Annotated in this window: 11 protein-coding genes; 8 read left to right on the top strand and 3 right to left on the bottom strand. The window is 70.8% G+C overall.

Annotated elements, in window-relative coordinates:
• The first annotated feature begins 20 nt into the window (after positions 1–20).
• A complete protein-coding gene (locus IE244_RS07240; protein ID WP_191871778.1) occupies positions 21–1,193 on the top strand; it encodes a hypothetical protein in 1,173 nt (390 codons plus the stop codon).
• A gap of 56 nt (positions 1,194–1,249) precedes the next feature.
• Here IE244_RS07240 and IE244_RS07235 read toward each other — a convergent pair whose 3' ends face one another.
• Both IE244_RS07235 and IE244_RS07230 read right to left on the bottom strand, forming a co-directional pair.
• Positions 1,250–1,702 (bottom strand): iron chaperone, encoded by a 453-nt coding sequence (locus tag IE244_RS07235; RefSeq protein ID WP_191871777.1) that lies wholly within the window; start codon positions 1,700–1,702, stop codon positions 1,250–1,252.
• A 127-nt stretch (positions 1,703–1,829) separates the two neighbouring features.
• Entirely contained in the window at positions 1,830–2,483 is a 654-nt protein-coding gene (locus IE244_RS07230) for a class I SAM-dependent DNA methyltransferase (protein WP_229853990.1), read from the bottom strand.
• A gap of 234 nt (positions 2,484–2,717) precedes the next feature.
• Here IE244_RS07230 and IE244_RS07225 point away from each other — a divergent pair, with 234 nt between their 5' ends.
• From IE244_RS07225 to IE244_RS07195, 7 genes are all read left to right on the top strand, one after another.
• The gene (locus IE244_RS07225; protein WP_191871774.1) at positions 2,718–3,953 is read left to right on the top strand and encodes a M20 family metallopeptidase; all 1,236 of its coding nucleotides are present in this window, start codon (positions 2,718–2,720) and stop codon (positions 3,951–3,953) included.
• A 315-nt stretch (positions 3,954–4,268) separates the two neighbouring features.
• Positions 4,269–5,324: a BMP family lipoprotein gene (locus IE244_RS07220; RefSeq protein WP_191871773.1), complete on the top strand. Its 1,056-nt coding sequence runs from the start codon at positions 4,269–4,271 to the stop codon at positions 5,322–5,324.
• 280 nt (positions 5,325–5,604) lie between these two features.
• Positions 5,605–7,131: an ABC transporter ATP-binding protein gene (locus tag IE244_RS07215; RefSeq protein ID WP_191872146.1), complete on the top strand. Its 1,527-nt coding sequence runs from the start codon at positions 5,605–5,607 to the stop codon at positions 7,129–7,131.
• The gene (locus tag IE244_RS07210; RefSeq protein WP_031164051.1) at positions 7,128–8,255 is read left to right on the top strand and encodes an ABC transporter permease; all 1,128 of its coding nucleotides are present in this window, start codon (positions 7,128–7,130) and stop codon (positions 8,253–8,255) included. Before IE244_RS07215 ends, IE244_RS07210 begins: the two co-directional genes overlap by 4 nt.
• Positions 8,255–9,541 (top strand): ABC transporter permease, encoded by a 1,287-nt coding sequence (locus IE244_RS07205; protein ID WP_191871772.1) that lies wholly within the window; start codon positions 8,255–8,257, stop codon positions 9,539–9,541. The genes IE244_RS07210 and IE244_RS07205 overlap by 1 nt, the downstream gene beginning before the upstream one ends.
• A complete protein-coding gene (locus IE244_RS07200) occupies positions 9,538–9,939 on the top strand; it encodes a cytidine deaminase (RefSeq protein ID WP_191871771.1) in 402 nt (133 codons plus the stop codon). The genes IE244_RS07205 and IE244_RS07200 overlap by 4 nt, the downstream gene beginning before the upstream one ends.
• Before the next feature lie 83 nt (positions 9,940–10,022).
• The gene (locus tag IE244_RS07195; protein WP_191872144.1) at positions 10,023–11,300 is read left to right on the top strand and encodes a thymidine phosphorylase; all 1,278 of its coding nucleotides are present in this window, start codon (positions 10,023–10,025) and stop codon (positions 11,298–11,300) included.
• A 131-nt stretch (positions 11,301–11,431) separates the two neighbouring features.
• Here the strand turns inward: IE244_RS07195 and IE244_RS07190 are convergent, their stop codons facing one another.
• Positions 11,432–12,352, bottom strand: a complete 921-nt coding sequence (locus IE244_RS07190; RefSeq protein WP_191871770.1) for an AEC family transporter — start codon at positions 12,350–12,352, stop codon at positions 11,432–11,434.
• Between the last annotated feature and the right edge of the window lie 49 nt (positions 12,353–12,401).

Below are 12,401 nucleotides of genomic sequence, written 5' to 3'. Positions count from 1 at the left end.
GACGGGACGGTCGTACGCCGATGAGCCCCCGCGCCGGTCACGCCGGCCACCCTCCCCGCACGCTCGCCTTCGTGGAGAGCCCGGTCCAGCTGCTGAACGTGCTGGAGTGGGCGCATCAGCAGGGGCTGCGGGGCACGGACCCGGACCCGTTGCCCGGCACGGACCCGCTTCCGTCCGTGCCGGCGCAGGTACGGCGGACGGTGGCCGGCGACGACCCGTCACCGGCCGGCGCGGAACTCACGGTCGTCGTCCTGGCCCCGACCGACCCCATGACCCGGGGCCAGCTGCGCCGCATGGCGGACCTGGCCCGGGACGAGGGGTACCGGGTGCGCTGGCAGGAGGCGCGGGGCGGCCCGGCGGCCCCCTTCCAGACGATCGGCGGCCTCGCCGGCGCTCTGCGGCGTGCGGACCGCATCGTCATGGGAGACCCGTTCTCCCGCTATGTCCAACTGCTGCTGACCATCACCCGGGCCCATGACCTGGTCGTGGTGGACGACGGCACGGCGACGATGGAGTTCGTCGCCCAACTGGCCCGGGGTGAACGGCTGGTCCGCTGGCACCGCAAGGGCGGCCGTCCCGGGGCGCGCGACCTGCTCTTCGCCCCGGTGTCCTCCTCGGCCCGCCGCCGTCTGACGCCGAACGCCCGCCGCCGGGTCGAGGTCTTCTCCTCCATGCCGGTGACGGAGACGCCGGAAGGAGTGCGGGTCACGGCCAACGACTTCTCCTGGACCCGCGCCCGCTTCGGGCCGCCGCGCATCACCAAGGGCGCGGACATGGTCGGCACGTCCCTCGTCGAGACAGGGGTGGTGGACGGCGACCGCTACCTGGACGCCGTCCGCAACCTGGCCAAGGCCCACGGCGCGACCCGCTACTTCGCCCACCGCCGCGAGAGCACGGACAAACTCCACCGCCTGGCCGCCGAGACGGGCCTGGAGATAGTGCGCCCGGACCTGCCCCTGGAGCTGATCGCCCGCAGGGGCCCGATCGGCCGCACGATCCTCAGCTTCCCGTCGACGGTCGTGCACACCCTGCCGCTGGCCCTGACCGGCACCGGCGTCCGCGTGGCCGTCTGCGACATCGACCCCACCTGGCTCACGGAGAAGGCCTCCCCACGCGCCCAGGGCTTCCTGTCCGGGGTGACGGGCACGGCCCGCGACATCCACCGCCTGACGACCATGACAAGCCCGGCCTAGCCGACCCGGCCGCCCCTACGGACGGCCATGTGGGCGGGCGGGGGCCGGTGCGTGGCTCAGCTCACCGCGCGCTTCACCAGTGCCGCGATCCGCTCCTCCGCCTCGGGCGTCACCTCGGTCAGGGCGAAACCGGCCGCCCACATCGTGCCCTCGTCCAGCTTCGCCTGGTCGCTGAAGCCGAGCGTGGCGTAGCGCGACTTGAACTTCTCCGCGCTCTGGAAGAAGCAGACGACCTTGCCGCCCAGCGCGTACGCGGGCATCCCGTACCAGAGCTTCGGCGCGAGATCCGGGGCCGTCGAGGTGATCACGGCGTGGACGCGCTCGGCCATGATCCGGTCCGACTCCTGCATCTCGGCGATCTTCGCGAGCACGTCCTGCTCCGCCTGCGCCGCCTTCTCCGCGGGCGAGCTGCGGCGGGCCGCCGTCTTCAGCCCCCGGGCGTGCTCCTTCATCGCGGCCCGCTCCTCGGCCGTGAATCCCTCGTACGCACCGCTGTCGGCACCGGCCATGGCGGATTCCCCCTTGGATCTCGCTCGATCGTCGCTGCACGGATCTTGGAATCGGACTCTAGCCGGGGCCATCGACCACGGCAGGAGGAATGAAGCAGTCCGCCACCGCCTTCTTCCGGCCCTCCGGCTACGGCTTCCGGACCAGCACGAACGCCCGGGGCCACTTCTCCTCCCCGGACGTCTCCCGGCGTACCGTCGCCACCAGCTCCAGGCCCGCCTCGGTGAGCAGACCGGTGACCTGGTCCGGCGTGCGCCAGTAGTAGTCGAGGTCGATCGCGTAACCGAACCGTTCCGGCAGGTGCAGGTGGCCGGGTTCCGGGGTGGTCTGGAACGCGAGGAGGGCGTGGCCGCCGGGGAGCAGGGTGCGGTGGAATTCCGCGAAGACCGCCGGCAGGTGGTCGTCGGGGACGTGGATCGTCGAGTACAGGGCGAGGATGCCGCCCAGGGTGGCGTCCGGCAGGTCCAGGGCCGTCATGGAGCCGATGTGGAAGCGCAGCCGGGGGTAGGTGTCGCGGGCCAGCGTCACCATGGCGGGGGAGAGGTCGACGCCGAAGGCCGGGACCCCCAGCTCGTCCAGGAGCGCGGTGACGTGGCCGGGTCCGCTGCCCAGGTCGGCGACCGGCGCCGTACCGGCTCGCCCGACCAGCTCGGCGAAGGTGCTGATCAGGGTGCGGTCCAGCGGATGCCAGTCACCGGCCGGGAACTGGGCCGCGTAGTCCTTGGCGATCGTGTCGTAGGAGGAGCGGGTCGTCTGGAGGAAGCGCTCGGTCGCGTCGGTCACGTGTGCGGACCCTAGCGGGACGCGGCCCGCGCTGGGGTCCGGTTCGTGGACATGGCGAGCGTGACTGCGCCGAGGCATGGTATCCGTGGAAGGAGGAAACAAGGGTTTTACCCCTCAGAGTCCGCCGCCATGCGTCCGCCGGTCAGATTTTCTTCCCCTAACGGGCTGAACTTTTGTTGATCGAGGGGTAGTTGACCGTCCGGGCGTCCTACCCTTCAGAGGGTGAAGCAATTGATGTCCCTAGAGTCCGAGGCCGGCCTCGCGGGGGATGTGCTCCCCGGCGTGCTGAGCGAAGCCCTGCACGCCGAGCTCGTCGCCTTCCGTCGCGACTTGCACATGCACCCTGAGCTGGGCAATCAGGAGTTCCGTACGACCGCTGCGATCAAGGAGCGGCTGGAGCAGGCGGGGCTTCGGCCCCGGGTGCTCGCCAAGGGGACCGGACTCGTGTGTGACATCGGCCTCGCGGAGGGTGAGCGGTCGGCCGTACCGGTGCTCGCGCTGCGCGCGGACATCGACGCCCTGCCCATCCCGGACACGAAGAGCGACTGCCCGTACCGGTCGACCGTGCCCGACCGGGCGCACGCCTGTGGCCATGACGTGCATACGACCGTCGTACTCGGCACGGGCCTGGTCCTCGCCGACCTGCACGCCAAGGGGCTGCTGCCCCGGCCGGTGCGGCTGGTCTTCCAGCCCGCCGAGGAGGTGCTGCCCGGAGGCGCCCTGGACGCCATCGAGGAGGGTGTGCTGAAGGGGGTCGGGCGGATCCTCGCCGTGCACTGCGACCCCCGGGTGGACGCCGGGAAGATCGGTCTGCGGCACGGCGCGATCACCAGCGCCTGCGACCGGCTGGAGATCGCCCTGGACGGGGCCGGCGGCCACACCGCCCGGCCGCATCTGACCACCGATCTCGTCACGGCCGCCGCCCGCGTCGCCGTCGACGTGCCCGCGCTGATCGCCCGCCGCGTCGACACCCGGGCGGGCCTCGCCCTCACCTGGGGCCGTATCGAGTCCGGCCACGCGCCGAACGTGATCCCGCAGCACGCCGAGCTGTCCGGAACCGTGCGCTGCCTGGACCTGGAGGCCTGGCGAGACGCCCCCGACCTCGTGCACGCGGCCATCGACGAGGTCGCCACCCTGCACCGGGCCAAGTCCGAGATCACCTATGTGCGCGGCGTACCGCCGGTCGTCAACGACCGCGAGTCCACCGAACTGCTGCGCCGGGCCATGGTCGCGCGGCGCGGCCGGGACGCCGTGGAGAGCACCGAGCAGAGCCTCGGTGGCGAGGACTTCTCCTGGTACCTGGAGCACGTGCCCGGCGCCATGGCCCGTCTCGGGGTGCGCCGCCCCGGCGAGCGCACGGTGCGCGATCTCCACCAGGGCGACTTCGACGCCGACGAGCACGCGATCACGGTCGGCGTGGAGATGTTCACGGCGGCGGCCTTCCTGGAGCCGAACGGGGTACAGGGCTGAGCGGGCCGAACGGGGTAAAGGGCTGAGCGTGCGGCCCCCGGAGGCGGATCCCGGGGGCCGTTCCCCTGGGCGGCGCAACACGCTCGCAAGCCATTCGCACACGGTGCGCGACAACGGCATGAGAGGGCTGAGAGCCCGAGTTCAGATGCTGTTTGCCTCGAATCGATAACGGCTTCGAGAGGGGGTTTTTTGCGACATCTACGCGCGTTACGATGCCGCGAAGCCGACGCCGACGGGGCGTTCCGGCCCGAGCACTGGCATGGTGCTCACATCAAGCGCCTACGCGGCGCTCAGGTCAGGTGAAGGAGCCTTCCCGTGCGCCGGGTAGCCAAGCTTTCCGCTGCGTGTATCGCGACCGCAGCTCTCGCCGTGACTGCCACAGCCTGTGGCAGCACCTCCTCCGACAACAACACCGGCTCGTCCCCCTCCGGCGGCGGCAAGGGTGTCAAGATCGGTCTCGCCTACGACGTCGGCGGCCGTGGTGACCGTTCCTTCAACGACTCCGCCGCGCGCGGTGCCGACAAGGCCGTGAAGGACTTCGACGGTTCCGTCAAGGAGCTCACCGCGAAGACCTCGGACACCGAGGCCGACCGCGAGCAGCGTCTGTCGGACCTGGCGGACGCGGGCTACAACCCGATCGTCGCCGTCGGCTTCTCCTACGCCCCCGCCGTGACCAAGATCGCCGCGAAGTACCCGAAGACCAGCTTCGGCATCGTCGACTCGGTCGTGGACGGCAAGAACGTCAACAGCATCACGTTCACCGAGGAGCAGGGCTCCTACCTGGCCGGTGTCGCCGCCGCGCTGAAGACCAAGAAGGACCACGTCGGCTTCATCGGCGGTGTCGACAACCCGCTGATCCAGAAGTTCGAGGCGGGCTACGTCCAGGGCGTGCACGACACCAAGCCCAAGGTCAAGGTCGACGTCCAGTACCTGTCCCACGGCCAGGACTTCTCCGGCTTCTCCAGCCCGGACAAGGGCCAGCAGGCCGCGCAGGGCATGCTGGACAAGGGCGCTGACGTGATCTACACGGCGGCGGGCTCCTCCGGCAACGGCGCGATCGAGGCCGTGCACGGCGTCAAGGGCGCCTGGGGCATCGGCGTGGACTCGGACCAGTACAACATCCCGGGTCTGGCCCAGTACAAGAACTCGTTCCTGACCTCCATGGTCAAGAACGTCGACGTCGGCGTGTACGACTTCATCAAGTCCGTCAAGGACGGTAAGCCGCTCACCGGCAACAACGTCTACTCGCTCGCCAAGGGCGGTGTCTCGCTCGCCACGAGCGGCGGCTTCATCAACGACATCCAGCCCAAGCTGGACGCCGCGAAGAAGAAGATCGTCGACGGCCAGATCAAGGTCAAGACCCACCCGTGACCTGACGGATCCGGTCGGCCCGGCCGGCCGGATCCGATCGGTCCCGGTTGACGGACCCGGTCGGCTCCGGCCAACGGAACCGACCGGCCCGTCGGACCTCGGCTCGGCGAGGGAACACCGTCCCAACGGCCCTCGCCGAGCCATAACAATGTGTCAACTCTACGCGTGTAGCGCGGAGTTGCCGCGCTAGCGTCGCCGACGCCTGCCACCTCCCCTATGCAGCCCCTTTCCCCGAGGAGAGTGCGCCATCAACGCGTCCAGCCCTCCCGCTGCCGTCGAACTGCGCGGCATCACCAAGCGTTTCCCCGGCGTCGTCGCCAACCGCGACATCGACATCACGGTCCACACGGGCACCGTCCACGCCCTGTGCGGTGAGAACGGCGCCGGCAAGTCCACCCTGATGAAGATCCTCTACGGCATGCAGCAGCCGGACGAGGGCACGATCACCGTCAACGGCGAGCAGGTCGTCTTCCACAACCCCGGCGACGCCATCGCCCGCGGCATCGGCATGGTGCACCAGCACTTCATGCTCGCCGACAACCTCACCGTGCTGGAGAACGTCGTCCTCGGCGCGGAGAAGCTGTACGGCATCGGCGGCAAGGCCCGCGCGAAGATCAAGGAGATCTCCGACGCGTACCACCTGAACGTCCGCCCCGACGTCCTCGTGGAGGAGCTGGGCGTCGCCGACCGCCAGCGAGTGGAGATCCTCAAGGTCCTCTACCGCGGCGCCAAGACCCTCATCCTGGACGAGCCGACGGCCGTGCTCGTACCGCAGGAGGTCGACGCCCTCTTCGACAACCTGCGCGAGCTGAAGGCCGAGGGCCTCACCGTCATCTTCATCTCCCACAAGCTGGGCGAGGTGCTCTCCGTCGCCGACGAGATCACCGTCATCCGGCGCGGTACGACGGTCGGCACCGCCGAGCCGTCCCGCACCACGCCCAAGCAGCTCGCCGAGATGATGGTCGGCAGCGAACTGCCCACCCCGGAGACCGCGGAGTCCACCGTCACGGACGTCCCGATGCTCAAGGTCGAGGGCCTGCACCTGGCGCAGACCGACCTGGACGGCATCGAGCGGATCATCCTGGACGAGATCTCCTTCACCATCCACAAGGGCGAGGTCCTCGGCATCGCCGGCGTGGAGGGCAACGGCCAGTCCGAACTGGTCGAGGCGATCATGGGCATGCGCCACCCCGACGCCGGCGTGATCACCCTCGACGCCGCCGACATCTCCCACGCCGCCACCCGCCGCCGCCGCGAGGCCGGCATCGGCTACATCCCCGAGGACCGCCACCGCCACGGCCTGCTCCTTGAGGCCCCGCTGTGGGAGAACCGCATCCTCGGCCACGTCACCGAGAAGCCCAACTCGCGCGGCGGACTGATCGACATCAAGGCGGCCCGCGCCGACACCGAGCGGATCGTCCAGGAGTACGACGTCCGCACCCCCGGCATCGACGTGACCGCGGCGTCGCTGTCCGGCGGCAACCAGCAGAAGCTGATCGTCGGCCGCGAGATGAGCCACAACCCCAAGCTGCTCATCGCCGCCCACCCCACCCGCGGTGTGGACGTCGGCGCCCAGGCGGCCATCTGGGACTACATCCGCGAGGCCCGCCGCGAGGGCCTGGCCGTGCTGCTGATCTCCGCCGACCTGGACGAGCTGATCGGCCTCTCCGACACCCTGCGGGTGATGTACCGCGGCCGCCTGGTCGCCGACGCCGACCCCGCCACCATCACCCCCGAAGAGCTGGGCTCCGCCATGACGGGTGCGGCCACCGGCCACCTGGAGCACACAGAGGACGACGAGCGATGAACAAGCTGACCTCACGGATCGACAAGGAGCGGCTGTTCCTCGGCATCGCCGCGCCGGTGCTGGCGATCGTCGCCGCGCTCGTCGTCACCGCCCTGGTGATCCTCGCGACCGGCAAGAACCCCGGTCCCGCCTTCAACGACATGCTGACCTACGGCTTCGCCAGCGACAGCCAGGTCTACATCCTGAACAAGGCGACCACGTACTACCTCGCGGGCGTCTCGGTGGCCATCGGCTTCCGGATGAACCTGTTCAACATCGGCGTCGACGGCCAGTACCGGCTCGCCGCGTTCTTCGCCGCCGTCCTCGGCGGTGCGCTGACCCTGCCCGGCTGGCTCTCCGTCCTGCTGATCCTCATCTGCGCGATGGCGACCGGCGCCCTGTGGGCGGCCATCGCCGGTGTGCTCAAGGTGACCCGCGGCGTCAGCGAGGTCATCTCGACGATCATGCTGAACTCGATCGCCACCGCGATCATCGCCTACCTGCTGCAGCCCGGGAAGCTGGCCCAGCTCCAGCAGGGTGGCACGGTCGTCGCCACCAAGCCGCTGCCGTCGGCCGCGCACTTCTTCACGATCAACACCGGCCCGGCCGGTGACCTGTGGGGCTTCATCTTCGTCGCCGTGATCGTCGGCATCGCGTACTGGTTCGTGCTCGGCCGCACCCGGTTCGGCTACGACCTGCGCACCGTCGGCCAGTCCGAGAGCGCGGCCACCGCGAGCGGTGTGTCGGTGAAGAAGATGATCGTCACCAGCATGATCATCTCGGGTGCGGTGGCCGGCCTGATCGGCATGCCGACCCTGCTCAACGACAGCTACCAGTTCAGCAGCGACTTCCCGGCCGGTATCGGCTTCACCGGCATCGCCATCGCGCTGCTCGGCCGCAACAACCCGGTCGGTATCGCGCTCGGCGCCCTGCTGTGGGGCTTCCTGGAGCGCACCACCAACCACCTGGAGTTCCAGGGCTACGACAAGGAAATCCTCGGCGTCATCCAGGGCGTCATCGTGCTCTGCGTCGTCATCGCCTACGAGGTCGTACGCCGCTACGGCCTCAAGCGCCAGCAGCAGAAGGTCGGCGCCGAACTCGCCGCCCAGGCCGCCGCCACGACGAAGAAGCAGGAGGTGGCGTGATGACTGCCACGATGACCGACGCGCCGCCGCCCGCGGCGCCCAAGGCGGCGGGCGCGCCGCAGCGCTCCGGCCGCTCCTGGGGCCAGGTTCTCCTGCTCATCGCGGGTGCGCTGCTGCTCCTGGCCGCGATCCGCATGATCACCGGCTCGCAGGACCTCGACTCCGCCGGACAGGTCAGTGCCGCCGTCGGCCTCGCCGTGCCGATCGGTCTCGCCGGTCTCGCCGGCCTGTGGTCCGAGCGCGCCGGCGTGGTCAACATCGGCCTTGAGGGCATGATGATCCTCGGCACCTTCGGCGCGGGCTGGGTCGGCTGGCAGTCCAGCCCCTGGCTCGGCCTGCTGGCCGGCATCGGCTTCGGTGTCCTCGGCGGCCTGCTGCACGCCGTCGCCACCGTCACCTTCGGCGTCGACCACATCGTCTCCGGTGTCGCGATCAACCTGCTCGCGCTCGGCGCCACCCAGTACCTCGCCAAGCTGTTCTTCGCCGGCGGCGCCGCGGCCGACGCGGGTGGCAACCCCAAGCAGTCCCCGCCGGTCGCGGCCCTGCCGGACGTCACCGTGCCCGGCCTCTCCGACGGCCTGCACTCGATCGAGAACCACCACTGGTTCCTGGTCTCCGACCTCGCCGGCATCATCGGCGGCCTGGTCACCCACCTGTCCGTGGTGACGGTCCTGGCCGCGGTGCTGTTCGTCGGCAGCTGGTGGATCCTGTGGCGCACCCCGTTCGGCCTGCGGCTGCGCTCCTGCGGTGAGAACCCGACCGCCGCGGAGTCGCTCGGCGTCAACGTCTACTCGTACAAGTACGCGGCCGTCGCCGTCTCCGGCGGCCTCGCCGGCCTCGGCGGTGCCTTCCTGGCCCTGGTCACCTCGCACACCTACCTGGAGGGCCAGACCGGCGGCCGCGGCTACATCGGTCTCGCGGCGATGATCTTCGGCAACTGGCGTCCGGGCGGCCTGGCGATGGGCGCGGGCCTGTTCGGCTACTCCGACGCGCTCCAGCTGCGCAACGGCGGCACCACCGTCCACGCGCTGCTGCTCGTGCTGGTCGTGCTGCTCGTCCTCATGGCAGGCTGGAAGCTGTACCGCACCTCGCTGTGGCAGGGCGGGATCAGCCTCGTCGTGGCCGCGCTGGTGCTGGTCTGGTACCTGTTCACCGACACGGTCCCGAGCGACTTCGTGGGCGCCACCCCGTACGTCGTCACCCTGCTCGTGCTGTCGCTGTCCGCGCAGCGCCTGCGGATGCCGAAGGCGGACGGCATGCGCTACCGGAAGGGCCAGGGCAAGTGACCCGGCACGCCGAGTTCGACTGGGAGGCACTGCGGGAGGTGGCGCGGGAGGCGATGACCCACGCGTACGCCCCCTACTCCGGCTTCCCGGTCGGCGTGGCGGCCCGGGTCGACGACGGCCGCACGGTCACCGGCTGCAACGTGGAGAACGCCTCCTACGGCCTCGGCCTGTGCGCCGAGTGCGGTCTGGTCTCGGACCTGCAGCGCACCGGCGGCGGCCGGCTGACCCACTTCAGCTGTGTGGACGGCAAGGGCGCCCTGCTGGTCCCCTGCGGCCGCTGCCGCCAGCTGCTGTACGAGTTCGGCGGCCCGGAGCTCCTCCTGGACACCCCCGCGGGCGTCCTGACGCTGTCCGAGATGCTGCCCCAGGCCTTCGGCCCGGAGAACCTCACCAAGTAACGCCGTACGGCCCCCCTGCCTCGCACCCGCGCAGGGGGGCCGTCACCTTCGCACCTCCCGGAAGGAAGCCATCAGCCATGGCCATGGACGCCATCTCCGTCATCCGCACCAAGCGGGACCGCGGCGAGCTGACCGACGCGCAGATCGACTGGGTCATCGACGCGTACACCCGCGGCGAGGTCGCCGACGAGCAGATGTCCGCGCTCGCCATGGCGATCCTGCTCAACGGCATGAACCGCCGCGAGATCGCCCGCTGGACGGCCGCCATGATCGCCTCCGGCGAGCGCATGGACTTCTCGGCGCTGTCCCGCCCGACGGCCGACAAGCACTCCACCGGCGGCGTCGGCGACAAGATCACCCTGCCCCTGGCGCCCCTCGTGGCGGCCTGCGGCGCCGCTGTCCCCCAGCTCTCCGGCCGGGGCCTCGGCCACACCGGCGGCACCCTGGACAAGCTGGAGTCGATCCCCGGCTGGCGCGCTCTGCTCTCCAACGAGGAGATGCTGCACGTCCTGGACACGACGGGCGCGGTGATCTGCGCGGCGGGCGACGGCCTGGCCCCGGCGGACAAGAAGCTGTACGCGCTGCGTGACGTCACCGGCACCGTCGAGGCCATCCCTCTGATCGCCTCCTCGATCATGTCGAAGAAGATCGCGGAGGGTACGGGTTCGCTCGTGCTGGACGTGAAGGTGGGCACGGGCGCCTTCATGAAGACGATCGAGGACGCCCGTGAGCTCGCTTCGACGATGGTCGGCCTGGGCACCGACCACGGCGTGAAGACGGTCGCGCTCCTGACGGACATGTCCACGCCGCTCGGTCTGACGGCGGGCAACGCGCTGGAGGTCCGTGAGTCGGTCGAGGTCCTGGCGGGCGGCGGCCCGGCGGACGTCGTGGAGCTGACCGTCGCGCTGGCCCGCGAGATGCTCGACGCGGCGGGCGTCAAGGACGCCGACCCGGCGAAGGCTCTGGCCGACGGCTCGGCGATGGACGTGTGGCGCCGGATGATCGCGGCGCAGGGCGGCGACCCGGACGCGCAGCTGCCCACGTCCAGGGAGCAGCACGTGATCAAGGCCCCGTCCTCCGGAGTCCTGACCCGCCTGGACGCCTACGACATCGGTGTCGCCGCCTGGCGCCTGGGCGCCGGCCGCGCCCGCAAGGAGGACCCGGTGCAGGCGGGCGCGGGCGTGGAGATGCACGCCAAGCCGGGCGACATGGTGACGGCGGGCCAGCCGCTGCTGACCCTGCACACCGACACCCCGGAGCGCTTCGAGTACGCGCTGCAGGCGGTGGCGGGTTCGTACGACATCGCGGCGGCGGGCACGGACTTCACGGCGACGCCGGTGGTGCTGGAACGCATCGCCTGACCAGGGGATTCATCGTCCGGCTGAACGGGATCGGTGGACCACCACCGGTCCCGTTCGGCGATCCCGGGGAGCTCGCGGGCCGTTCGGCCCGGCGGTCGGCACCGGCGGGCTTCCCGTCGACGGGCCCGGCGTCAGCCCAGCACCGCCGCCACCCCCACCAGCACCGGTACCGACACGGCCGTCGACAGCAGGATCGACTCGCGGGCCAGGGCCTCGGCCACCCGGTAGCGGCTGGCGTAGGTGAACAGGTTCTGGGCGGCCGGGAGGGCCGAGGTCACCACCACGGCCAGCAGGGGCGCGCCGTGCAGGCCGAAGACGCACCTCGCCAGGGCCCACGCCACGGCGGGCTGCCCCAGCGACTTCAACGCCACCGACAGCAGGACCGGCTTGCGGTCCCTGCCCCGGCCCGGTACCGAACTGCCGTGCAGGGACATGCCGAAGGCCAGCAGCGCCGCCGGGACGGACATGTTGCCGATCAGGGTCAGGGGGCTCAGCAGGGGACCGGGGACGTGCCCGCCCGCCGCCGACACCACCACCCCCGACAGCGAGCCCACCGCTATCGGATTCCGCAACGGCGTCAGCAGACGACGCCACACCGTGCCCTTCTCGCCCGTGCCGGACAGGTCCAGCACGGTCAGCGCGACCGGGGTCACCAGGACCACCTGGAACAGCAGCACCGGCGCCACCAGGGACGCGTCACCCAGGACGTACGCCGCGATCGGGATGCCGAGGTTGCCCGAGTTGACGTAACCGGAGCACAGGGCGCCGATGGTCGTACGGCCCACACCCCAGCGTCGCAGCACGCCGACCGCCACGAAGACCCCGGACACGGCGGCCGTGCTGAGCGCCGTCACCAGCAGCCGCGCGGAGAAGAGGACCGAGAGGTCGGCGCGGGCGAGGGTCGTGAACAGCAGGGCGGGTCCGGCCACCGTGAAGGCCAGCCGGGTCAGCACCTCGGCGCCCTGGGTGCCGAGCGTCCCGCGTCGCCCGAGCACATAGCCCACCCCGATGACGACCGCGATCACCGCGAACCCGCTCAGCACCCCCGTCACGGGGCCCACCCTCCGGCGCCGGGCAGCGGGTGGTCAATGTGATCTCCGT

The sequence above is a fragment of the Streptomyces filipinensis genome (assembly GCF_014649495.1).
In the GTDB taxonomy this organism is placed as follows: Bacteria; Actinomycetota; Actinomycetes; order Streptomycetales; family Streptomycetaceae; genus Streptomyces; species Streptomyces filipinensis.
Note: the sequence above shows the minus strand (reverse complement) of the source record. Positions and strands in the feature narration are given on the sequence as shown.

Coding starts and splice junctions, on each gene's coding strand:
- IE244_RS07205 (WP_191871772.1), top strand. CDS start 8,255: ATGACTGCCACGATGACCGACGCGCCGCCGCCCGCGGCGCCCAAGGCG.
- IE244_RS07195 (WP_191872144.1), top strand. CDS start 10,023: ATGGACGCCATCTCCGTCATCCGCACCAAGCGGGACCGCGGCGAGCTG.
- IE244_RS07225 (WP_191871774.1), top strand. CDS start 2,718: ATGTCCCTAGAGTCCGAGGCCGGCCTCGCGGGGGATGTGCTCCCCGGC.
- IE244_RS07235 (WP_191871777.1), bottom strand. CDS start 1,702: ATGGCCGGTGCCGACAGCGGTGCGTACGAGGGATTCACGGCCGAGGAG.
- IE244_RS07210 (WP_031164051.1), top strand. CDS start 7,128: ATGAACAAGCTGACCTCACGGATCGACAAGGAGCGGCTGTTCCTCGGC.
- IE244_RS07240 (WP_191871778.1), top strand. CDS start 21: ATGAGCCCCCGCGCCGGTCACGCCGGCCACCCTCCCCGCACGCTCGCC.